Source organism: Veronia pacifica (assembly GCF_001707825.1).
GTDB lineage: Bacteria > Pseudomonadota > Gammaproteobacteria > Enterobacterales > Vibrionaceae > Veronia > Veronia pacifica.
In genome coordinates, this window is record NZ_LYBM01000020.1 from 63,636 (window position 1) to 86,473 (window position 22,838).

Annotated in this window: 25 protein-coding genes; 23 read left to right on the forward strand and 2 right to left on the reverse strand. The window is 46.9% G+C overall.

Translation table 11 applies throughout. The features are described 5' to 3' along the window. Nucleotides 1–30 precede the first annotated feature (30 nt). The 14 genes from phnC to phnP all read left to right on the forward strand — a co-directional run bounded on the left by phnC (nt 31) and on the right by phnP (nt 11,315). Entirely contained in the window at nt 31–867 is an 837-nt protein-coding gene (phnC, locus tag A8L45_RS12085) for a phosphonate ABC transporter ATP-binding protein (RefSeq protein WP_068902576.1), read from the forward strand. A gap of 26 nt (nt 868–893) precedes the next feature. Further along, nucleotides 894–1,895, forward strand: a complete 1,002-nt coding sequence (gene phnD / locus A8L45_RS12090) for a phosphonate ABC transporter substrate-binding protein (RefSeq protein WP_068902578.1) — start codon at nt 894–896, stop codon at nt 1,893–1,895. Nucleotides 1,896–1,966: 71 nt separating this feature from the next. Next, complete coding sequence (gene phnE / locus A8L45_RS12095) at nt 1,967–2,755, forward strand: phosphonate ABC transporter, permease protein PhnE (RefSeq protein WP_068902580.1); 789 nt, start codon at nt 1,967–1,969, stop codon at nt 2,753–2,755. Between the two features lie 46 nt (nt 2,756–2,801). Beyond that, on the forward strand, nt 2,802–3,500 hold the full coding sequence (phnF, locus tag A8L45_RS12100; RefSeq protein WP_068902581.1) for a phosphonate metabolism transcriptional regulator PhnF: 699 nt from the start codon (nt 2,802–2,804) through the stop codon (nt 3,498–3,500). Continuing rightward, nucleotides 3,501–3,950: a phosphonate C-P lyase system protein PhnG gene (gene phnG, locus A8L45_RS12105; protein WP_068902582.1), complete on the forward strand. Its 450-nt coding sequence runs from the start codon at nt 3,501–3,503 to the stop codon at nt 3,948–3,950. It begins immediately after the preceding gene. Beyond that, nucleotides 3,951–4,562: a phosphonate C-P lyase system protein PhnH gene (gene phnH, locus A8L45_RS12110; protein ID WP_068902584.1), complete on the forward strand. Its 612-nt coding sequence runs from the start codon at nt 3,951–3,953 to the stop codon at nt 4,560–4,562. Continuing rightward, the gene (locus A8L45_RS12115) at nt 4,547–5,665 is read left to right on the forward strand and encodes a carbon-phosphorus lyase complex subunit (protein WP_068902587.1); all 1,119 of its coding nucleotides are present in this window, start codon (nt 4,547–4,549) and stop codon (nt 5,663–5,665) included. Before phnH ends, A8L45_RS12115 begins: the two co-directional genes overlap by 16 nt. Continuing rightward, on the forward strand, nt 5,662–6,519 hold the full coding sequence (locus A8L45_RS12120) for an alpha-D-ribose 1-methylphosphonate 5-phosphate C-P-lyase PhnJ (RefSeq protein WP_068902590.1): 858 nt from the start codon (nt 5,662–5,664) through the stop codon (nt 6,517–6,519). The genes A8L45_RS12115 and A8L45_RS12120 overlap by 4 nt, the downstream gene beginning before the upstream one ends. Nucleotides 6,520–6,545: 26 nt before the next feature. Further along, the gene (phnK, locus tag A8L45_RS12125) at nt 6,546–7,343 is read left to right on the forward strand and encodes a phosphonate C-P lyase system protein PhnK (protein ID WP_139122378.1); all 798 of its coding nucleotides are present in this window, start codon (nt 6,546–6,548) and stop codon (nt 7,341–7,343) included. 18 nt (nt 7,344–7,361) lie between these two features. Continuing rightward, nucleotides 7,362–8,099: a phosphonate C-P lyase system protein PhnL gene (gene phnL, locus A8L45_RS12130; RefSeq protein ID WP_068902637.1), complete on the forward strand. Its 738-nt coding sequence runs from the start codon at nt 7,362–7,364 to the stop codon at nt 8,097–8,099. A gap of 9 nt (nt 8,100–8,108) precedes the next feature. After that, nucleotides 8,109–9,245 carry an alpha-D-ribose 1-methylphosphonate 5-triphosphate diphosphatase gene (phnM, locus tag A8L45_RS12135; protein WP_068902594.1) on the forward strand — a complete coding sequence of 379 codons (1,137 nt, stop codon included), beginning with the start codon at nt 8,109–8,111 and terminating at the stop codon, nt 9,243–9,245. A 14-nt stretch (nt 9,246–9,259) separates the two neighbouring features. After that, on the forward strand, nt 9,260–9,817 hold the full coding sequence (gene phnN, locus A8L45_RS12140) for a ribose 1,5-bisphosphokinase (protein ID WP_068902599.1): 558 nt from the start codon (nt 9,260–9,262) through the stop codon (nt 9,815–9,817). 63 nt (nt 9,818–9,880) lie between these two features. Then, the gene (locus tag A8L45_RS12145; RefSeq protein ID WP_068902601.1) at nt 9,881–10,522 is read left to right on the forward strand and encodes a DapH/DapD/GlmU-related protein; all 642 of its coding nucleotides are present in this window, start codon (nt 9,881–9,883) and stop codon (nt 10,520–10,522) included. A gap of 34 nt (nt 10,523–10,556) precedes the next feature. After that, nucleotides 10,557–11,315: a phosphonate metabolism protein PhnP gene (phnP, locus tag A8L45_RS12150; protein ID WP_068902602.1), complete on the forward strand. Its 759-nt coding sequence runs from the start codon at nt 10,557–10,559 to the stop codon at nt 11,313–11,315. 21 nt (nt 11,316–11,336) lie between these two features. Here phnP and A8L45_RS12155 read toward each other — a convergent pair whose 3' ends face one another. After that, nucleotides 11,337–12,050, reverse strand: coding sequence for a spondin domain-containing protein (locus tag A8L45_RS12155; RefSeq protein WP_175401979.1), 714 nt, complete (start codon nt 12,048–12,050; stop codon nt 11,337–11,339). 389 nt (nt 12,051–12,439) lie between these two features. On the opposite strand from A8L45_RS12155, the gene A8L45_RS12165 reads away from it, so the two are divergent. Together A8L45_RS12165 and A8L45_RS12170 are read left to right on the forward strand one after the other, a co-directional pair. After that, entirely contained in the window at nt 12,440–13,291 is an 852-nt protein-coding gene (locus A8L45_RS12165; RefSeq protein ID WP_068902607.1) for a lipase secretion chaperone, read from the forward strand. Nucleotides 13,292–13,597: 306 nt separating this feature from the next. Further along, on the forward strand, nt 13,598–13,945 hold the full coding sequence (locus tag A8L45_RS12170; RefSeq protein WP_068902609.1) for a TraR/DksA family transcriptional regulator: 348 nt from the start codon (nt 13,598–13,600) through the stop codon (nt 13,943–13,945). A 284-nt stretch (nt 13,946–14,229) separates the two neighbouring features. Here A8L45_RS12170 and A8L45_RS12175 read toward each other — a convergent pair whose 3' ends face one another. Next, a complete protein-coding gene (locus A8L45_RS12175; RefSeq protein ID WP_068902611.1) occupies nt 14,230–15,849 on the reverse strand; it encodes a methyl-accepting chemotaxis protein in 1,620 nt (539 codons plus the stop codon). A gap of 265 nt (nt 15,850–16,114) precedes the next feature. On the opposite strand from A8L45_RS12175, the gene A8L45_RS12180 reads away from it, so the two are divergent. From A8L45_RS12180 to A8L45_RS12210, 7 genes are all read left to right on the forward strand, one after another. Beyond that, entirely contained in the window at nt 16,115–17,707 is a 1,593-nt protein-coding gene (locus tag A8L45_RS12180; RefSeq protein ID WP_068902613.1) for an ABC-F family ATPase, read from the forward strand. A gap of 102 nt (nt 17,708–17,809) precedes the next feature. Then, nucleotides 17,810–18,298 carry a GNAT family N-acetyltransferase gene (locus A8L45_RS12185; protein WP_245680716.1) on the forward strand — a complete coding sequence of 163 codons (489 nt, stop codon included), beginning with the start codon at nt 17,810–17,812 and terminating at the stop codon, nt 18,296–18,298. Between the two features lie 97 nt (nt 18,299–18,395). Further along, a complete protein-coding gene (locus A8L45_RS12190) occupies nt 18,396–19,199 on the forward strand; it encodes a nucleotidyltransferase domain-containing protein (protein WP_083228323.1) in 804 nt (267 codons plus the stop codon). Between the two features lie 691 nt (nt 19,200–19,890). After that, nucleotides 19,891–20,301, forward strand: a complete 411-nt coding sequence (locus A8L45_RS12195) for a hypothetical protein (protein ID WP_068902617.1) — start codon at nt 19,891–19,893, stop codon at nt 20,299–20,301. A 480-nt stretch (nt 20,302–20,781) separates the two neighbouring features. Continuing rightward, entirely contained in the window at nt 20,782–21,498 is a 717-nt protein-coding gene (locus A8L45_RS12200; RefSeq protein ID WP_068902619.1) for an enoyl-CoA hydratase/isomerase family protein, read from the forward strand. Between the two features lie 21 nt (nt 21,499–21,519). Next, nucleotides 21,520–22,368, forward strand: coding sequence for an SDR family oxidoreductase (locus A8L45_RS12205; RefSeq protein WP_068902621.1), 849 nt, complete (start codon nt 21,520–21,522; stop codon nt 22,366–22,368). 73 nt (nt 22,369–22,441) lie between these two features. After that, nucleotides 22,442–22,838: SDR family NAD(P)-dependent oxidoreductase (locus A8L45_RS12210; protein WP_139122376.1), on the forward strand; the 397-nt coding region annotated here is incomplete at its 3' end.

The following is a 22,838-nucleotide window of genomic DNA, read 5'->3' on the forward strand; positions in this document are numbered from 1 at the left end:
GGATATGCCCACCTGAAAGGAGAGGTTTTTATGAATAGCATTGTCGACGTGAAAAATTTGACCAAGTCTTTTGATGGCAAGAAAGCATTGAAAGCAATAAACCTCGTCATTGAGCACAAACACATGACGGCTTTACTTGGTCCATCTGGCTCGGGGAAATCAACATTGCTCAGACACCTGAGCGGGCTAATGTTCTCCGACAAAGCGGGCGGCGGTGAGATTAAGGTCTTGGGCAAAGTAGTACAAAGCCATGGACGTGCCAGTAAAGATGTCAGGCATTGCCGCTCTCAAGCCGGCTATATTTTTCAGCAGTTCAATTTAGTGAACCGCTTGACGGTAATGACAAACGTACTGATTGGTGCGCTCAGTTATACCCCGACATGGCGCACGCTGACAGGCCAATTCACTACTGAACAAAAACAGCAGGCAATGGCCGCACTAGAGCGTGTTGGCATGGCCGAGTTTGCCCATCAACGTGTGTCAACTCTATCAGGTGGCCAGCAGCAACGCGTCGCCATTGCCCGGGCACTGATGCAAAAGGCCAAAATCATTTTTGCTGATGAGCCAATAGCCTCCCTTGACCCCGAATCATCAAGAATCGTGATGGAACTCCTTCGCGACATTAACCAGAAAGAAGGTATCCCCGTCATTGTCACCCTGCACCAAGTCGAGCATGCGTTGAACTATTGCCAGCATGTGGTCGCGCTGAAAGAGGGCGAAATTTTTTATCAGGGCGAAAGCCGTGAGCTAGATAGAAAAGCGATTGAATCTCTATACCGTGGTGCCGACAAAGTCATTGAAGAAATTGACATTCTTCAGCCTGTGCCAGCACCTGCTTATCAAACAAACCTGTACACCACCAGTTAATGCTAAACCATAAAAAGGAACTGAACATGTTACGTGCAATTAGGACGATCACTTGCGGTGTCACCCTACTGGCAGCGGCGGTTTCTGCGCCGGTCATGGCTGCAGAAAAGGCAATGAAAACGCTGAACTTCGGGATCATTTCTACCGAATCTCAGCAGAACTTAAAGTCATCTTGGAACCCCTTCCTCGAAGACATGGGTAAAAAACTTGGCGTAGAAGTGAAAGCCTATTTTGCCCCTGACTATGCAGGCATCATCCAAGGTATGCGTTTTGATAAAGTCGATATCGCTTGGTACGGAAACAAGTCAGCGATGGAAGCCGTCGACCGTGCTGGTGGTGAAATTTTTGCACAAACCGTCGATTTCACGGGTAACCCAGGTTACTGGAGCTTGTTGATCACACAGAAAGACAGCCCAATTAACACTGTTGAAGACATGATCAAGCAACGCGGTAATCTGGCGTTCGGTAATGGCGATCCAAATTCAACGTCTGGCTTCCTTGTCCCTTCTTACTACGTTTTCGCCCAGAACGATATTCAACCAACTGACTTCAAACGTTCTTTGAACTCAAGCCATGAGGTTAACCTGTTCGCGGTTGCGAACGGTCAGATTGATGTTGCTACTAACAATACAGAAAGTCTGAGCCGCTTTGCGAAGAAAAACCCAGAGAAAGCGAAGAACATCAAAATTATTTGGAAATCTCCACTTATTCCTTCAGACCCAATCGTATGGCGTAAAAACTTGCCAGAGAACATGAAGACCAAAGTCTATGACTTCTTCATGAGCTACGGTAAATCAGGCGACAAACAAGAGCTGGCTATCCTTAAAGAATTGGACTGGGCACCGTTCAAACCCTCAAGCGACCTGCAACTCCTTCCTATCCGTCAACTGTCGCTGTTCAAGAAAATGCGCCAGCTGAAAGGTGAAGAGAAACTATCGAATAAACAAGCTGAAGAGCTCTCCGGTATTCAAGGCAAACTGTCTGCACTGAACCGTCAGATGTCAGCAATCGAAGCCATGGACAAGTAAAAATGATACTGGGAGAGCGAATTGCTCTCCCATTTTCGCCTCATTGAGGCAGTAAAAGGAAATTTTGTTTTATGAGTAACGCAACGGCACTTCAAACTCCCGATCAACTGTCTGGTTGGAAGCGCACTCTGATTTTAGTGATGACGGCTGTGGTACTGGCATGGGCGTGGCAAGGCGCTGAGATGCGTCCAATGCAGCTCATTGAAGACTCAGGCAACATGGCGGAGCTCGCCAGTGACTTCTTTCCACCCGATTTTACTCACTGGCAACTTTACGTTGAAGAAACGCTGATCACTTTACAAATCGCCGTTTGGGGCACGCTGTTATCCATATTGCTGTCAGTGCCACTCGGTTTGCTGTGCGCTGAAAATATTGCGCCGATTTGGATTTATCAGCCCATGCGTCGGTTGATGGATGCAGCGCGCGCAATCAACGAAATGGTGTTTGCCATGTTGTTTGTTGTTGCGGTGGGGCTCGGACCTTTTGCAGGGGTTTTGGCGCTTTTCGTGCACACCACGGGCGTTCTGGCGAAGCTGTTCTCTGAAGCGGTCGAGGCCATAGACGAGGGACCAGTTGAGGGTGTAAGAGCAACTGGCGCGAACAAAATTGAAGAGATTATGTACGGTGTACTCCCTCAAGTCATGCCACTTTGGGTGTCTTTTGCACTCTACCGTTTCGAGTCAAACGTTCGCTCGGCGACGGTTGTCGGTATGGTTGGCGCGGGCGGCATAGGCGTACTGCTGTGGGAAGCGATTCGTGGATTTCAGTTTGAGCAAACAGCGGCCATCATGGCAATCATCATCGTCACTGTCAGCTTAATTGACTTTGCATCGCAGTTTATCCGCAAGAAATTTATCTAAATTTTTTTCGAGTAGTTGTCTAGACAAGTTTATTGGAGTTGGAGAAATGACAAGGGTATACCTCGACATCGCCCGTGAGCTTGAAGAAGAAGTGAGAGGCCAATATAAAGCAGGCGATTACCTGCCATCAGAATCAAAACTGGCCAGCCGCTTCTCTGTCAACAGACATACAGTTCGGCGCGCAGTGGATGAATTGGTGTTCTCCGGCATCATAGAGCGGCAACAAGGTAGAGGCAATATGGTGGTCAGCCAGCCCTACGATTACCCCTTGCACGCTGGGGCGCGTTTTACCGATAACCTCGTCGAACAAGGCTCTATGCCAAGTTCAGTTGTGGTAAGTCGCGCGCTGGTAGAACCCAGCGAGAACATCGCCAGGCTGTTTGCGCTGGCATCCGGCAAAAAAGTGATCAAGTTACGCACCCTGAGAAAGGTGGACGGCATGCCATGCAGTGTTATTGACCACTATCTCGCCGATTCAAGCTGGTGGCCGGTGGTCAAGTACTTTGAATACGGTTCACTGCATCACTTTCTAAAAGAAAATGTCGGTGTGCACTTATCACGACATTCGACCCGAGTGAGGGCCGCGTTGCCCTCGAAGACGGATTGTCGCCTGTTGCAGCTTTCGAGCAAAACACCCCTGTTAATTTTTAAAACGACCAATGTGAGAGAGGGAACATCAGAGATTGTCGAGTTTTCCTCTTCTCACACTCGTTCTGACTTTGTTGAGATCGTTTTGGAGCATTAGATGGACACATACCAACGGGAAGAAAGGCAACATTGGCTCTCCGTTCTGGCAAGAGCTGAGTATATGAACCTTGAGAAAAGGTGGGATGCTTTAAGCATGTTACCTGAGTACACCATGGTGCGGGCTCCGGAAATAGGGTTGGCACAGGTGAGGGGACGAATGGGTGGGGCAGGTCGTGCTTTCAACGTGGGAGATGTCACGGTTACCCGCGCTGTTATCAGGCTGAAAACCGGAGAAATGGGGTTCAGTTATGTCACGGGTAGAAATAAGTCCCACGCAGAGTTGATTGCTGTAGTAGACGCCCTGATGCAAACGGATGCGAGAGCGCAACTTAATGAGCAACTCATTATTCCGCTTGCTGCTGAAAAGCGAGCGCAGGAAGAGGCGAGAGCAAAAGAAGTATTGGCCAGTAAAGTCGACTTTTTCACCATGGTGAGGGGAGAAGATTAAATGAGCACCATCCTAGACGCTTTTGACACACCGATTCATGACTCGCAGCAATGTTTCAGACTGGTTTTGGATGCTCTGTCACGACCCGGCACAGTAAAGCACTTACCGTTTCCTCCGGCATTTGGTGCGCTAAGCTCGGCGGCAACTCAAATACTGTTGACCTTGGCTGATCAGGCTACCCGAATTTACTTGCCTCAGCAGCATGCGTCGAACGATATCATTGTCCAAAACCTCAAGTTTCACGCGGGTTGCTCAGTGACAACGCAGCGAAATGAAGCCGATTTTGGTGTTGTTAGCGGCAGTGCCGACGAGACGTTTGAAGGTTTCATGTTCGGCGACGAGAGTTATCCTGACAGAAGCACCACACTGCTGATTGAAGTCAGTGATTTTACGTCGGGCCGGGTTTTCAATATGGAAGGACCGGGCATCAAAACCCGCAATGAAGTGGTTATTGGCGGGTTGAGCGAGAGTGTCGCTTCGGCTCTCGTCAACCAGCGTGGCAACTTCCCTCTCGGTCTTGATCTCATTCTTACCGCTGGAAGCCAGGCAATGGCGATACCGCGTTCAGTGAAGTTATCTCAGTCTTCGGAGGGTGTATGTACGTCGCAGTAAAAGGTGGTGAAAAAGCCATCGCCGCAGCGCATGATCTGCAGGCAAAAAAACGTCGTGGTCCATTGCAACAAGATCCATTGTCCGTCGACCAGATCGCTTCTCAGCTGGCTGGCTCGACCGACCGGGTAATGACAGAAGGTGGTATATACGACAAAGAACTGGCGGCATTGGCGATTAAGCAGGCGGGTGGCGATTTGGTCGAGGCCATCTTCTTGCTTAGAGCCTATCGCACAACATTGCCGCGTCTTGCCAAGACCTTGCCACTTGAAACGGCCACCATGCAGCTTGAGCGCCGTATCTCTGCCACCTATAAAGATTTACCAGGCGGACAGATTCTTGGGCCGACTTATGATTACACCCATAGACTGATGGATTTTGCCCTACTCGCTGAAGGCCATGACCCCGCCTCTGAAGCCGAGAAAAAAGCGGACGCTGAACAGGGTGAGCAACCGACGTTTACGCCGGAAGAATGCCCGAGCGTCATGTCAATATTGGAGCATCAGGGCCTGACGTTTAAAGAATGCGATGACGGATCAGAGCCAGCTGACATCACCGTCGATCCGCCTACTTATCCCACTGATCGTGACGCTCGCCTCCAGCAACTGGCGCGAAGCGACGAGGGTTTCTTGCTGTCACTCGGATACTCCACACAGCGCGGATATGGTCGAAACCACCCCTTTGCCAGTGAAATTCGTTCAGGAAACGTCACGCTGGAAATTGTGCCAGAAGAACTCGGCTTTGCGATTGATATCGGTGATATCGAGGTTACCGAGTGCCAGATGATCAATGGTTTTACTGGCAGTAAAACTCAGAAAGCACAATTTACCCGAGGCTATGGACTGGCGTTTGGTTTCTCCGAGAGAAAAACCCTATCAATGGCTTTGGTCGATCGCGCACTGCAATGCGCGGAGTATGACGAGGTTGAGCAGGGTCCCGCACAGGATCAGGAGTTCGTGTTATCGCATGGCGACAATGTAGAGGCGTCCGGCTTTGTTTCCCACCTCAAGTTACCTCACTACGTTGATTTCCAGTCGGAACTCGAATTAATACGGAAACTCCAAAAAGAGTTTGACGAGCGGGAAGCCGCAGGGAGGAAAGAATGAACGCAGCAATTCAGCAGATAAGTGGCTATAACTTCGCTTATCTCGACGAACAAACCAAGCGAATGATCCGCCGCGCCATCCTGAAGGCAGTCGCTATTCCGGGCTATCAAGTGCCGTTTGGTGGCCGTGAAATGCCCATGCCCTATGGCTGGGGAACGGGCGGTATTCAGGTGACGGCGGCGATCATCGGCTTACCTGATGTATTGAAGGTTATCGACCAAGGGGCAGATGACACTACCAATGCAGTCTCGATTCGTTCTTTCTTTAAAAAAGTCGCTGGTGTTGAAACTACAGAGGAGACGGAAGCAGCCTCCATTATCCAGACCCGTCACCGCATCCCTGAAATTCCGTTAAAAGAAGGTCAGACGCTGGTGTATCAGGTACCAATTCCTGAGCCGCTGCGTTTCATTGAACCCCGTGAAACAGAAACCAGAAAAATGCATGGACTGGAAGAATACGGGATTATGCACGTAAAACTCTATGAGGATATTGCCCGGTTCGGCCATATCTCTACCTCGTATGCGTATCCGGTGGATGTCAACGGACGTTACATCATGGATCCGTCTCCCATCCCTAAGTTTGACAACCCCAAAATGCATCAAATGCCAGCGCTGCAGCTGTTTGGCGCGGGACGGGAGAAGCGTATTTACGCCATACCGCCTTACACCGATGTGAAAAGCTTGGATTTTGAAGATTATCCCTTTGAAATCCAAGAGTGGGAGGAGCCTTGTTCAATTTGTGGAGCGACGGACAGCTTCCTTGATGAGGTTGTCACAGACGACAAGGGCAATCGTGTATTCGTATGTTCAGATACTGATTACTGTCACAAGCGACAACAGGAGATGGCGAAGTGAGTGTTGCAGAAAAACAGGACCAACAGATAAGCACGAGCAACAACCTGAGTCAGGATTTTCCGCTGCTATCAGTCGATCGCCTGAGCAAACTGTATCAGCCGGGCAAAGGTTGCGATGACATCTCCTTTGACCTGTGGCCAGGGGAAGTGTTGGGTGTCGTCGGTGAGTCCGGCTCAGGAAAAAGCACCTTATTACGCGTATTGTCAGGCCGCGAAGTGCCGGATAGCGGTGCCGTGAATTATGTCAGTGAACATGGTGTTCATGCCAATCTGTACGCGCTGAATGAGAGTGAGCGGCGTCGTTTACTCCGCACTGAGTGGGGTGTGGTTCATCAGCATCCTCTTGATGGCTTGCGGGGGCGTGTTTCTGCGGGCGGGAATATCGGTGAACGACTCATGGCGGTCGGTGACCGCCACTTCGGAGATATCCGTGCGAAAGCAGAAGACTGGCTGACACAGGTCGAGATTCCGGTAGATCGCATTGACGATCTCCCTATTAACTTCTCTGGCGGTATGCAGCAGCGGCTACAGATTGCCCGAAATCTGGTCACTCACCCACGTTTAGTGTTTATGGATGAACCCACGGGCGGTCTGGATGTATCGGTACAGGCCAGATTGCTTGACCTCATCCGGAATCTGGTCACCGAGTTGGGATTATCTATGGTGATCGTGACTCACGATTTAGCGGTCGCCCGCCTCTTGGCGCACCGTCTGATTGTCATGAAGGACAGCCATATTGTGGAGACTGGACTGACTGATCAGGTGTTAGACGACCCTCAACACCCGTATACCCAGTTACTCGTTTCGTCAGTATTACAGGGATAGGAATTTGACATGACAACCATGCTAGATGTTCGTGGGGTAAGTAAAACCTTCACCCTCCACAATCAGGGCGGTACTCAGCTCTCGGTATTAGAAAATAGCGATTTCACCGTATCCCGTGGCGAATGCCTGGTCTTGCTGGGGCGCTCGGGTTCTGGCAAAAGTACGCTGTTGCGCGCGCTTTATGCCAACTATCTTACCGACAACGGCTGTATTAAAGTTCGCGACTGTTCGTCAGACGCAGCACCGGATACATGGGTTGACTTAGCGGCCGCCTCACCACGAGAGATTCATCAGATTCGCCATACCACTCTGGGCTGGGTCAGCCAGTTTCTCCGTGTTATTCCAAGAATTAGCGCGCTGGAAGTGGTCAGTCAACCCCTGCTGGAGCAAGGCATGGACAAAGCTGAAGCAGCAGAAAAAGCGGCCAGAATGCTGAAACGTCTCAATGTGCCAGACAGTTTGTGGGGCCTTGCGCCCGCAACATTTTCAGGCGGTGAACAGCAAAGGGTCAATATTGCTCGTGGATTTATTGTCAATGCGCCTGTGCTTTTGCTTGATGAGCCGACAGCCTCGTTGGACGAAGCTAACCGAGATGTGGTGATTCAACTCATTTTGGAAGCCAAAGCCCGGGGCGCGGCAATTGTCGGTATTTTTCACGATGAATACGTCCGCCAGCAAGTGGCTGACACCTTTTATGATGTCTCGACGTCAGAGCTTTACAGCTCAGACCGAGATGCTTACGAAGATATGCAATAAGGACATCGAATGATCATTACCAATGTAAAGCTGGTTCTCGAAGACGAGGTAGTACGAGGCTCGTTGGAAGTAGAAAACGGTGTCATTCGCACCATGTCTGACAGTACGAGTCAGGTAGCTGGTGCGGTTGATGGCAATGGTGCTTGGCTAATGCCGGGGCTGATTGAGCTTCATACTGATAACCTCGAAAAATATTTCACACCGCGCCCGAAGGTCAATTGGCCAGAGTTTTCAGCCATGGCAGCTCATGATACCCAGTTGATTGGTGCAGGTATTACCACAGTACTGGATGCTGTCGCGGTGGGTGATGTGCGAGATGGTGGCCACCGACAGGACAATCTGGATCGAATGATCAATACGATTGTTCAAAGTGGGAAACGAGGCGTTAACCGTGCTGATCACCTTCTTCATATTCGTTGTGAATTACCTCATGAATCCACAGTCGATCTGGTCAGCCATTTCCTCGACCTTGAGCAGACCCGCATGGTGTCGCTGATGGACCATTCGCCGGGCCAGCGTCAGTTCGTCAACCTTGAAAAGTACTATGAATACTATCAGGGCAAGTACGGGATGAGCGACTCGGACATGCAGGCGTTCGAGCTTGAACAACGTAAGCAATCGGAGAAATGGTCAGCGATAAATCGTCAAAAGATTGCTGATTTGTGTCATCAAAAGCAGATTTCTGCTGCCAGTCATGACGACGCTACTCGGGAGCATGTTGAGGAGTCTCATAGCCTGGGCTTGGTTTTGGCTGAATTCCCAACCACAGTCGATGCCGCCGTTCGCTCACACGAGCTGGGGATGAAAGTCTTGATGGGCGCACCAAATATCGTTCGTGGTGGTTCGCACTCCGGCAATGTGGCAGCCCATGAACTCGCCAGTTTGGGCGTGCTGGATGTGCTGTCTTCGGATTATTTTCCGGCAAGTTTACTCGATGCCGTGTTCAAAGTAGCCGAAGACGAGAGAAACCATTTTGATCTGGTTACAGCGACGCGGCTGGCAACCTTGAATGCAGCAGATGCGCTTGGCATGCAGGACAGGGGAAAAATTGAGGAAGGCCGACGGGCTGACTTGATCCTCGTTAGCCAAGCCAACAATCAGCCTTATGTGCAGCAAGCTTGGACCCAAGGCAACCGGGTTTTCTGACAGCGGATGACATTATGGCAGGGAAACTTTTTTACGTCCTCGGCGCGTCAGGTGCCGGTAAAGATAGCCTGATAAAAGCGATTAGAGAGGGATTCAGTGAATCCATTATGGTGGCGCATCGATACATTACACGGCCTGCAGAAGCAGGCAGTGAAAACCATGTTGCGCTATCAGAGGCCGAATTCGCTTGTCGGGTCGAACATGAGCTTTTTGCAATGCATTGGCAAGCCAACGGTCATTGCTATGGATTGGGGATAGAAATCGACCATTGGATAAGCGATGGCATGCACGTAATGGTAAACGGCTCTCGTGCGTATCTTGAGGAGGCACAAAAAAAATATGGTAACAAACTGCAGGTGGTTTGGGTGTCAGTAGCAAAAGATGTGCTTCGCCAACGTTTGCTGGCACGGGGCAGAGAAAGTGAAGAAGAGGTTGAACAGCGGCTGCTCAGGGCAGAGCAGTATAACGAAGTGTGTCCAGAGGGTGCATTGCGTGTTGATAACAGTGGCAGCTTGTCAAAGGCGGTCACTCAGTTAGTGGGTCAGCTTGAGGTGATGGTGTGCCGTCCATAATCCAACGCTCACCCTCATCGGTTGGCGGAGAAAGCACGAAATGGCATAAAGGGAGTGCGTAGCGTGGAGCAAAAACCGAGTCGTTTAACAGAAAGCCCATCAGTGGCGGAGTCTGCCGTAATTGAACTTGTAACCTTTGGTCGCTGGGTCGAAATTGGTCAGCGAACGGTACTTCAAAACGTTGAGATTGGTGACTACAGCTATATTGTTGACGATGCTGAAGTTGCGAACTGTACCATCGGCAAATTTACCTCGATTGCAGCGAAAGTGAGGATCAACCCCGGCAACCACCCGTGGTGGCGGCCGACTCTGCATCATTTTACCTATCGTCCCGGTCAATATGGCATGTTGGGAGACGATGAGGTTGAGAAAGATCCGGAGATTTTTAACTGGCGCAAAGAGAATGCGGTCGCGATTGGTCATGACGTCTGGATCGGCCATGGCGTCGTGATCACCGCCGGGGTGACCATTGGTGATGGGGCGATTATCGGCGCAGGAAGCATAGTAACCAAAGATGTTGCGCCTTATACAGTGGTTGTTGGTAATCCGGCAAAACTGCTGCGTCCACGTTTTGAAGATCCGAGAATTACTGAGCGTTTGGCGGCGCTGCAATGGTGGGATTGGCCAGACGAAAAAATCCGCGAACTCTTACCCGAGTTTCAGAAAGATGCAGAGTCGTTCCTTGCGGCCATTGAAAGTCTTTAGTGATCAGTTCTTGTAGTCATGGAGCATATCGGTATTGTTTAAACTGACTTTGTTGGGGACTGGCGCGGTTGGCGGAGTCCCGTTATATGGCTGTGAGTGTGAGGCTTGTCTTCGTGCTTATTCAGACGATAGCTGGCGGCGCGAGCCCTGTTCGGCAATGGTGGAGTGGGAGGGGGATGCCCGACATTGCTTATTAATTGATGCCGGACTGATGGATCTTCATCATCGATTTCCCGCAGGCAGTTACGATGGTTTTTTGCTGACCCATTATCATGTCGATCATGTTCAGGGGCTGTTTCATCTCCGTTGGGGAAACACAGCCCCGATCCCTGTTTGGGGACCCGATGATCCTGATGGTTGTGCCGATTTGCTGAAGCATCCCGGTTGCTTGTCGTTCAACCCGCCCTTAAGCGATGGCAAGCCGTTCGTCTTAGATGGCTTGACCATCACTCCCGTTGCTCTCAACCACTCCAAACCAACGTTTGGCTATCTGTTTCATTGTGCTTGCAAAACGTTTGCCTATCTTACTGACACGGACGGCCTGCCTGAGCAGACCACGACACTACTTGAATCGATTGATCAGATAGATGTTCTGGTCATTGACTGCAGTTTTGCCCCAAATGATAAGGGCAATAATCATAATAACTTAGTCACTGCTGTGGCGATCAGCCAGCGTATTCAACCCAAAAGGTTTGTGCTCACCCACGTTGGTCATCGATTAGATCATTGGTTGATGCATCATCCCATTCCTGAAGGGATTGAACTTGGAGCCGATGGAATGACGTTTTTGTAAACTCATGTAGCCACCAAGATATTATTGGAGTGAGAAGGTGACAGTGGCAACGGCGTTTCCATTTGCGTAATGTTTGCCGACACGAAAGTCACTGTCACTTCTGTTCGTTGATAATAGCGAGACTCCCCTGGCAGGAATTTCAGGTGCGTTAGGTGACGTGAATGTTTCACCGCTATCCGTCCCTGCATCAAAAACGGCAAGCTGGATGGTGGCAGAGTCTAACCATTTTTCATCCTGAAAAAGTCGCTGTCCGCTGACGGCAGCAAACCAGTCTGGGCTTGGAAAAAGGCTGGCTAAAATTGTCACACTCGGTTGTGATTGTGTGACGCGCAGAAAAAAACTGACTTCTCGGCCCACAGGTGACAGCTCGGTAATATTTCCTGCCAAATTTTGATTCTGATAGCGCCTGACTTCTGTCCGAAGTGCATTGGTATTGCCTGTTTCAGCAAATTGCCTGATTCCCGTAGTTGCAGTGCTTCCCAAAGAAAACAATGACAGTGATGCATTGTGATTAACGGTAAAAATGGGTTCGAGTTCTGAATTGAAGGGGTAGTTTGTCGGGAAGGATGAGGCATTCCACTGACTTGAAAACGTCACTTTGTATACTGCCGAATTTGGAGCAGTCTCATCGCCAAATCGAATACTGAGAAAACAGCCGGAGAGCATGAACGATGTGCAAAGCAATAACAGACCTGAGAGCCGCTTCCGCACAATAGAAAATCCTTTTCCCTTCACATGTATTCTCCACTTTGACGCGTCACTCTGTGACTTATACCGCATCAATATCTCGCTTCAAGTGACTTCACTCAGAAGCCTGCGATTAATCACAGGCTTTGCTCTGATCCCAGCGCCTATGTATTTTGTGTCGATATACAAAGGCGCTTTCATTTTGAAAGATGAGCCTCTCCTTTGACAAAGATAGCGGCACTGGATGGCAGTGCTTCTGAGGAATTTGACGATAACCGACAACAGGAGAACCGCATTCAACACCTAAGATCACATTATTATGACCAAAATAGTAAAAACTGAGCGGTGATTTAGTCATTTTGAAAATTAAGTATACATTTCAAGTTATGCTTTTTTAGGTGATTCGAGACGCCAACCATGGCAATACGGGAGACTCAGTGAAAAAAATACTATTCGTTGTTTCATCGTTGATCATAGTGACAGTGACCCTCTCTCTCTTATTAAACGATGATCCGAACAAGAGTAAGTACGCAACGTCTTCTCAGCAGGGTACTAAAGTGGATATTGGGTCAAGTCGTGATTTATTTGAGTACTTTCTTTCTACCTCTGGAGAGAGAGACGTGGGCGACATTAAGGCACAGTTTGAGAAGTTTATTCTTGAGGGAGGTTATCCGCTGCCCGGACAGGAGGCATTGTTTGATAAATACATTGCATATCGGCAGAGCCTATCCCTTTTGACGATAGAAGATCAGAATCAAATGTCGTTGACTTATCTTGAAGACTTGTTCGAAAGACTAAAAGCTTTGCAGGCTGAACACTTTACTGAGCAGGAGATAGCCATGCTGTTTGGTGGAGAAAATTCGGTCAGAGATTTGTTTTTAAAACAACGCCGTTGGGCGGAGGACGGTTTGTCAGAAGAAATCCGTCAACAACTCTTGCAAGACGAGCTTTCACAGCTGCCTCCTTACCTTGTCAAAGCCTATAAAAATGCTGACGTGCTCAACGAATTATCTGCCGCCTCTGAGAAGACTGGACAAGAGAAATTTCTGGCACGTGAAGCGTTAGTTGGTTACGACGCGGCGGTCAGGTTGGAGAAACTGGACCAAGAAGAGGCCGCATTTGAGAAAAAGTTAGCGTCATACCTTGCCAAAAGAGATGCAATGATTGCCGATGGAAGCGGTGACACTGAGCAAGCAATATCAGAGTTGCGTCAACAGTCTTTCTTGCCGGTTGAGCTACGGAGGATAGAAGCGCTGGAGAGAATTCATGACCAAAGGGGAGAGAAATAGAGGCACTGTCACTCTTTTGTGTTGCCCTATGACACACCTCATCTAACGTCAATGTTCAGCCATTGGTTGCGCTATTTTTAGTTTGCGACATTGTAATATCACAGGCTGTTCTTTCTGGAATAAACAGGTTTTGATGTCGCGTTTATCGCCAGCCAGTCAAATGTCTTTTTTTGTGTTTGTCCTACACTTTAAATAAGGTTTCGTTTTTTTAAACGTTTCTCCAACCATTTTTCCCATCATAAGAGAATGATAACGCTGGCAATTTTTGGGCAGTCGTTTTTCTATGCGGTAGATTAAGGGAATGAAATGACCGATTATAAATCGATGCTTGAAACATTAAGAGTTGAATTAGAGGATGAACTTCATCAACTCGCAGACGCCGCACAAGAAGTTACCCTGGATCAGCAGAGCTTCGGCCGTCTATCTCGTATGGATGCGATCCAACAGCAGGAAATGGCGAAATCCAATATGGTGCATGTTGAACAGCGATTGAAAGAAATTGCCCACGCTCTTCTTCGCCTTGAAGAAGATGACTATGGCTATTGTGAAAGCTGTGGTGAGGATATTTCTGAAGACCGACTCAGGATAAAACCTGAAGCAAATTTATGCATCAGTTGCCAGAGTAAACTTGAGACGAAGGGGAGCGTCGACTGACCTTTTGCTGGTATCACATATTTGCAGTGACCATTTATTCAGCTGTTGATTTCTGTCGTTTTGCGCTCTTCTGCCAACATCACCAAAATCTCGTTTCTTCGGACGGATAGAGTATTAATTTGAAGAGAGTAGGCAGGTGGTGTTTCTATCTTTCTTTGCCAAAAGAGGACAAATGCACGTTTGCAGGGAGTCCGTTTTTTGAATCAGATTAAACAGTTTGATGAAAGCCAAACCCGACAAGTTCGCAGAGTCCAGCTTTCTCATCATTAGAGAGTAGTGATCGTTTACCCTTCAACCAAAGTTGGTGAGGTTCTGAATTGTGCAATCAGTCCTTTTAATTCTCCTGCCTCCACGGTCAGCGTTTCACTGATTTTAGCTGTAGCGCTTACTGTGTCATTAAGGTCGTGGCTACCATGATTGAGAGCATCACGGCGCGAACTGATATTAGTGAGCTCTCTTAACTGAGAAGTAAGCGTTGTTTCAACCTTTTCGCTTATTTCATCTAATTGGCTGAAAATGGAGTCCATACCTTGCAGGTGCTTGTGCAGTTCATGCGTGGAGGCCTGATTACGGTTACTGGCATCAAGACAGCTTTCTAGCAGCGTATCTGCTGAAGAAACCTGCTCTGATAAATCGTCAATCCAACGACGAATCTGGCCAGTGGATTCCGCCGTTCGTAAGCTTAAATTTCGCACTTCGTCAGCAACGACGGCAAAGCCTCTGCCTTGTTCACCTGCTCTTGCTGCTTCAATAGCAGCGTTAAGGGCCAAAAGGTTGGTTTGTTGTGCGATGCCTTCAATCACATCCATCACACCTGTAATGTTTTCACTGGTATCGGTCAGCGCTTTTATGGTCTTAGATACTTGGCCGATATAGTCCATGCTATCGTGTATCGAATCCGTCGTTTCAGTCATTTTCCCTTGAATCGTCTGATTACCTGCCACAGCCTCAACAATGAATTCGCGGGTATTTTGAACGGAGCTGTTAATGTCGTTAACCGTATACTCCATGACTGAAATAGACTGTGCGACTTCTTCTATTTGCTCTCGGGTAGTTTGTGTGACTTTTTCGACCAGTTGGCTTTGGCTGCTCAAAATGTCACTGTGCGATTCCAGCTGGTCAGTTTTGTACTGAATACGACTAACAAAATGACCGAATTTATCAAGTAAGCTATTGGAGGCGACAGCCACGGCGGAAACTTCATCTTTTTGGCTGTCAGTTAAGCGTATTGTCAGGTCTGAATCAGCTTCCAGTTCCGTCAGTGCTTTCGCGATTTTATCGATTCGCAGAACCACAGAGCTACGTAGCCAGAGCATTAAAAAGGTCACAATCAGCAGGGCTACTAATGTTCCACCAATGATGAGCTTAGATTGAAAATTGAGGAAGTTGATAAGCCCGTAAGCGTTATTTTTAGCCTGTAGGTCGCTTTGAGTCAGCTTATCGTTGACGGCCAGTAATATGGGATCAAGTGCAGCATAAAGTTTAAAGTCTACAACTCGTCCAGCATCATAATAACTCTTCTCTGCTATCGCTTTTTCCAATTCTTCTAGGTAAGCATCAAAGGCGTTTCTTTGGTCATTAATACTGAGTAGCCATTGGGACATATTTTCGTTTTGAGCAAGTTGTAACCATTGCTCATCGTAGTCCAGTTTTAATGTTTCATATTGAGTATTTACTTCGTTCCAGAAGAGAAGTTGAGCTTTTATTTTTTGGGATAAGTCAGCGATGGCACGGTAATCTTTTTCCAGGGCTGTGAGCATCCAAAGTTCAGGTAACTGGGTTTCAATATATTCGGTAGTGGCGTCGGCAGAACGAGACGAGACCCATACTGCTGAAATACCAAGTCCAAGGACACTGAGCGTGAAGAATAAATAGGCGATTAACAAACGTTGCCGAACGGTCATAGGTATTTCCTGACAAATTACACAAATCGCGCATAGGCTAGAAATTTAACGTTAAGAATTTATTACAACTTATTGATAGGCAGCACTAAATATCATTTAGTTACTAAAAACGTAGTGTGATACGCATTTTGCCCGTTTTAAACCTATCTTTACATTTGGCAATTGTTTACAGGCAGATGAATAGGCTACTGGGCGCGTAATGCCTTGAACTGGTGATTGATAACCTGTAGGCTTCATCGGTTTTTTAACCATCAGGATTTTTGCTTTGATTAGTACAGCTAATATTACCCAACAGTTTGGCGCCAAGCCGTTATTTGAAAACATCTCGGTTAAATTTGGCGAGGGCAACCGATATGGTCTTATCGGGGCAAATGGCTGTGGCAAATCAACCTTTATGAAGATCCTGAGTGGTGAGCTGGAACCCTCTGCGGGTAACGTCAGTGTTGACCCCAACGAACGTGTTGCCAAACTGAGTCAGGACCAATTTGCTTACGAAGAATATAGCGTTGTTGATACAGTGATCATGGGTCACGAAGAGCTATGGAAAGTAAAGCAAGAGCGTGATCGCATTTACTCTTTACCAGAGATGAGTGAAGAGGACGGTATGCGAGTTGCGGATCTGGAAGTACAGTTCGCGGAAATGGATGGCTATTCAGCAGAGTCTCGCGCTGGTGAATTACTGCTGTCAGTGGGTATTCCATTAGAGCAACACTTTGGCCTGATGTGCGAAGTTGCGCCGGGGTGGAAACTCCGTGTTCTTCTTGCGCAGGTGTTGTTTGCTGACCCAGACATCATGCTGCTCGACGAACCAACGAACAACCTGGATATAGACACAATTCGCTGGCTGGAAGAAACGCTGAATGCCCGTAACTGCACCATGATCATCATTTCGCACGACCGCCACTTTCTTAACTCTGTTTGTACCCATATGGCAGACTTGGATTATGGTGAACTGCGCGTATATCCGGGCAATTACGATGAGTATATGTTGGCAGCGACTCAGGCTCGTGAACGTCTGCTGGCCGACAATGCCAAGAAAAAGGCACAAATCTCTGAGTTACAGCAGTTCGTCGCGAGATTCTCAGCCAACGCATCTAAAGCTAAGCAGGCAACATCGCGTGCTAAGCAGATTGAAAAAATCAAACTTGACGATGTGAAAGCGTCAAGTCGTCAAAACCCATTCATTCGTTTTGAGCAGTCTAAAGAGTTATTCAGAAATGCCCTCGAGGTAGAGAATATTGCGCAAGGCTATGATGAAACTCTCTTCGATAGTTTTAATGGTATTTTTGAGGTGGGCGAGCGTATCGCAATCATTGGTCAGAACGGTGTTGGTAAAACAACTCTGCTGCATACTTTAGCTGGTCGCATATCACCGAAAGTGGGTGAATATAAGTGGTCTGAAAACTCGAATATCGGCTACTACGCGCAGGATCATGCAGACGACTTTGCCGATGACATCAATTTATTTGAATGGATGTCGCAGTGGAAACAGGAAGGTGACGATGAGCAAGTGGTTCGCGGTTTCCTTGGCCGTATGCTTTTCTCTCAGGACGACATCAAAAAGTCAGTGAAAGTCATTTCAGGTGGTGAGCAGGGAAGAATGTTGCTTGGCAAGCTTATGATGCACAAGCCAAATATGCTACTGCTTGATGAGCCAACTAACCATATGGATATGGAATCGATAGAGTCGTTGAATATGGCTCTGGAAGAGTATAAAGGTACGTTGTTCTTCGTCAGCCACGACCGTCAGTTTGTTTCGTCACTGGCGAACCGGATTCTGGAGATCAGAGACGGTAAGATCACCGACTTCAAAGGGACCTACGATGAGTTCCTGAAGTCAAAGGGTGTTGACGAGTAACCCTTACATTCGATTGAGGCTACTTCTCAATAAAGTGCCCCTCTTTGAGAAGGGGCAAACAAGCACAACGAAGCCTCCTTTTTGGGAGGCTTTTTTTGGTATATGACGTCTGTATTTTTGAGTGTTAAATCAATGGAAATATATAAAGCCCGCTTGGGAAACAACACGGACTTTGAGTTTCTGTACCAAGTAAAAGTGGCGGCTGAATACGATGCGATCAATCAGGTATTTGGCTGGGATGAGGAATTACAACGTACTATTCATTTAGATGACTGGGAGCAGGGTAAGCCCAATATTATTTCAATAGACGGTCAAAAGGTCGGCAGTTATCTCTTGTTGGATAAAGGGGAGTACTTCTATTTCTGTCGTTTTTTTCTGTTACCAGAATTTCAGGGGAGGGGTATAGGAAGTAAAATCTTAAGTGAGTGTCTGACACTGGCAGGATTGAAGAATAAACCCGTCAGGCTTTGCTTTTTGCAGGGCAACAAAGTAGAGCGTCTGTATCGCAAATTTGGCTTTAATGTCTATGGAGAAGATAAGCAATTTGTTTATATGGAGTGGAACGGTCAGGGAAGTCACAATAATAGCTGATGTGGTAATTACCAGAGTCTCTCTACTTTACTCATCAGTTTTTTAGACTTTTGGCTTGTTGTCATTGTGCAGGGAATAAAGCAAGAATAAAGGGGTGATGATGGCAGATCGTGGATTGACTAAATCTGGCTATATTGGAAATGAAATCTCAACTGATAATATTGATGAGAAATTTCTGCCTGTGGTGAACAAAGTTATCGAGGAGCTCTCGAATAAATTCGGTGAATTGATCCACTCCATTTACCTTTATGGCAGTGTCGGTAGGGGAGATGCGGTGCCATATCGCTCAGATCTAGATATTGGTCTGGTAACATATCAACCGGTGACCTTTGAGGTTCGCAAGCAGTTAGATTCAGTTGCAACCCGCCTTGATGCTGAATTTAGTATTGTAAGTAAACTTGAGTTTGATATTGGTCATTATCAAGAAGTGATGGTTGATAACGAGTATGAATGGCAATGTTGGCTGAAGCATTTTTGTGTTTGCATCTGGGGCTGTGACTTGAGCAAACATATCCAGCCATACAGGCCATCAGTCAATATTGGTCTTGAGATGAATCAGGATATACAGCAGAGACTGGATTCGGCGGTTGAGCTAGTCGAAGCTGGTGTGCTCGACGATACGGGAAAGTCGATTGCCAAGAAGATAATTCGTACTGATTACAGTCTTTACAGTGAACGAGATAATAGTTTCTATTCCGGTTTAGAGGACATGGTAGAAACCCTCATTAGGTATAAACCGAAAGAAAAGCCTGTCATTGAGGAAGCTTTGCGGATTGCGACAGGTATTCCCCGCGACAAAGAAGCATTGATAAATTTAGTTCGAGGATATGGGCAAGACGTGGCAAATCGGGTGCTGCAAATGAGGACAGTGTCTAGCGCCAGTAAGTGCTGTTCACCATAAGCCTGCTTTTTCTATCTCACTTTTGCTCAATATACTTCAAAAGATTTTTAGAGTGGGTACTTATCCTAGATTGTTAAGCATTCAGTGTGAGTTAATTGACTTTACATTGATAGCATCAGGTTGTACTCGCTCAATGCGGCTTCTCTAAAAACCTGAATGTAGAGTGCACGGCGGCTTTCCTATTGGAGCAAGAGAAAAATTGGCATGTGAGTATCCCGATATTGCCGATGAAAAGAAAATCTGCAGCCCATCGCCGAGCAACATCAAAAACACCCTTCTGATTGTAAGATAGAATCAAAGGCCTAAAACGTCCCACCCTAAATTAAGATATAAAGTAAATAGTGGTCTGGACACAATGCATTTCCCTTTTTATTAGGTTCACTCCTATCAGGCTAATAAACGTTATCGATATCAGAAAAATATTTCACAAATATACCTCTTTATTGTGATAGTTTTAGTTTTGTTTTATTCACTCCGCTCACACGCTGAAATTTGTGGTCAGCCATCTATATATTCTGTTTTAAACAATATTTAATCCTTATCATTGCTCTTCTAATGTCTTACTTTTAATTCGCATGACTGATCGTCAAATCCGGTAAGGTGTATATCGTATATGCGCAATAGTTAATGGAATAATAAATATTTCTGGTAGTAAATGACTCATCAAAAATAGATAAATATAGGTAATGAGATGCGTACACTATTTGGAGTGAATTTCTTACGTGGTATCTTCAAAATGCCACTTATTTGGCAAGCATGGATGCTCGTTCTGCTCACTGTTAACGGGATAATACCAATATTTTTTCTGCCTCACCATTTAGCAGTGATCACTCTGACAGCAATGATTTCTGGTTTATTTATTGGCTTTGTTTTGGCAGAGGTTCATGGATTCACAAAGCTGCTCGGGATTATGCACGGTCCGTGGATACCTTTGTTTATTCTTCAATGCTATAGCTTATGGAGCGGTGGCGAGAACATAAGCGGTACGCTCTTTTTATGGTTAGTCGCCAGCACGGTTATTACGTTCTCGTCCCTTGTACTGGATGTGTTAGACGTTGTTGCTTTTACCCGGGGTAACCGGACAGATTTACTTAAAATGTGACACTCATATATTTAAGGTTAAGTTTTATTGGTAAATCAACACAGTGAGGGGTAATACACTTTTTTTAGAATGATAGTGACCATGTTCATAATTTTAGGTTTGTTCGATGGTGTAAAAAGCGATTAATCATTTACAACTACAACCGCTTTACTATTCAAATTCAGATCGAATTAATCTCGGTAGGCGCAGAACGATGGCGTATCAGACACCAGAGTTCTTCTGCCAGTTTCTTCGGTAAAAATCTGACTTTAAGTCGCGTTGATATGGTTTAAGTGAGCATATAATTTATACAGGGCTAACGCATAAATCCATCAATCCGAATTTTGAAATTTTAGCCCAAATCGACGTTTTTAGTCCTGATGGCATAGCGTTGAAGACCGCAGTAGCGAATAGCTAAAACACGGCGGTGACAGTGAAGTGCGCGAAGTTTTAACGATATTTTGCGTATAGTTTTTTTGACTGACATTTAAAGAGCGATATATGAGTGTTTGCGAAGTAAAAACAGTGGGCCATGTGGCCGTAGTTACCATGACCAATGGTGAAAACAGACAAAACCCTCAGTTTGCAGAAAGCCTGCAACAAGCCCTAGACACAGCTATTGCGGATGAAAATCACAAAGCATTGATTTTGACATCAAATGATGACAAGAACTTTAGTCAGGGCATCGATCTCGAATGGCTTGTACCAGCGATGAAGCAACAGAAATTTGATGAGATCAAAGGCTTCATGCACGATATGGACAAAGTCTTTAAAACACTCTTACTTGCTCCTATTCCTGTGATTGCAGCAATTAACGGTCATGCATTTGGTAACGGCGCTATTCTCGCTTGTGCTTGTGATTTCAGACTGATGCGCGCTGACCGTGGATACTTCTGTTTTCCGGAGGTTGATCTTTCGATTCCTTTCTTACCCGGCATGATAGCGTTCGTAAAAAAATCTGTGCCTTACTACAGGTTTAACGAACTAAAACTGACAGGTAGACGCGTCACGGCTGATGAACTGGCAACTGACCACATTATTGAGCGAGCTTTTGCTGACACTGCGGCCCTGGAAGCTGGCGCGATGGAATTTGCCATGAGTTTTGATAAAAAAAGGGCTATTTTCGCAGAACATAAAAAACGCCTGCATAAAGACATCATCGAAATAATTGATACAGAGAATCATCCACTGATCAACTCTATGCAACTCACTGTGTAGTAATTCATAAAGGAATGGCTCATGAACACGGATTTTGATTTTAAAGGTAAAAATGTATTCGTTGTTGGTGGCACGAGCGGCATCAACTTTGGCATTGCATGTGGATTTGCAAGATGGGGCGCACGCGTGGCTGTTGCTTCTCGTAAGCAAGATAAGGTCGATGCTGCCGTAAAAGAGTTAAAGCGACTCGGTCCCGATGCGTTTGGCGTGGCATTTGATGTAAGAAAGCCTGATGACGTTAATGCAGGTTTTAAGGCAGTGCACGAGTTCTTCGATGCTGACATCGATATTTTGGTCTCAGGTGCTGCAGGAAATTTCCCGGCACTGGTCAACAATATGTCAGCCAATGCCATTCGTTCAGTCGTCGATATTGATTTGCTTGGTACTTATCATGTGATGAAAGCTGGATACGAGTATTTAGCGAAGCCGGGCGCCAGCGTGATCAATATCTCTGCACCTCAGGCATTTTTGCCCATGAGCCATCAATCTCACGTATGTTCGGCAAAAGCTGGTGTAGACATGGCTACCCGCACTCTTGCTATGGAGTGGGGACCTGATGGTATCAGAGTAAACTCTATTGTCCCGGGCCCTATTGCGGGCACAGAGGGGATGGACAGGTTAGCCCCTCTTGGCTTCATGAAGAAATGGGTTGCTAAATCAGTGCCACTCGGTAGACAGGGCTCGGTAGATGACATAGCTCAAGCTGCGGCACTGCTGTCTGCTGAGCAATCATCGTATATAAGCGGCGCAATCCTACCCGTGGATGGCGGATGGAGTCAGGCGGGAGCCTCCTATGCAATGGGCTTTATGACGTCAATACTGAAGGCAAAAGAGTGGTTCTCCTCGCCGTTAAAAATGTTTTCGAAATAGCGAGCGCCGCTGGCGTCATGTAACCGGTCAGATTTTTAATTGTTAGCCACAAATCAATTAATAAGGATAAGTAATGAGTGCAACATTTAATTTTAAAGGGAAAAGCGTATTTATCGTTGGAGGTACCAGTGGTATTAACCTTGGTATTGCCCGTGGTTTCGCTCGCTGGGGCGCAAAAGTTGCTGTTGCATCCCGTAAACAGGAAAAAGTCGATGCTGCGGTCGCTGAGCTGAAAGAGCTTGGTGCAGAGGCTTATGGTGTCACGTTTGACGTGAGAGACTCAGAAGCCGTTGTTGAGGGTTTTAAGCAAGTATCTGGATTCTTTGGTGGAAGTATTGATGTACTGGTGTCTGGTGCAGCAGGTAACTTTCCGGCACAAGTGAACGATATGTCGACAAATGCCATTCGCTCAGTCGTCGAGATCGATCTCTTGGGTACATTTCACGTGATGAAAGCCAGCTATGAGTACC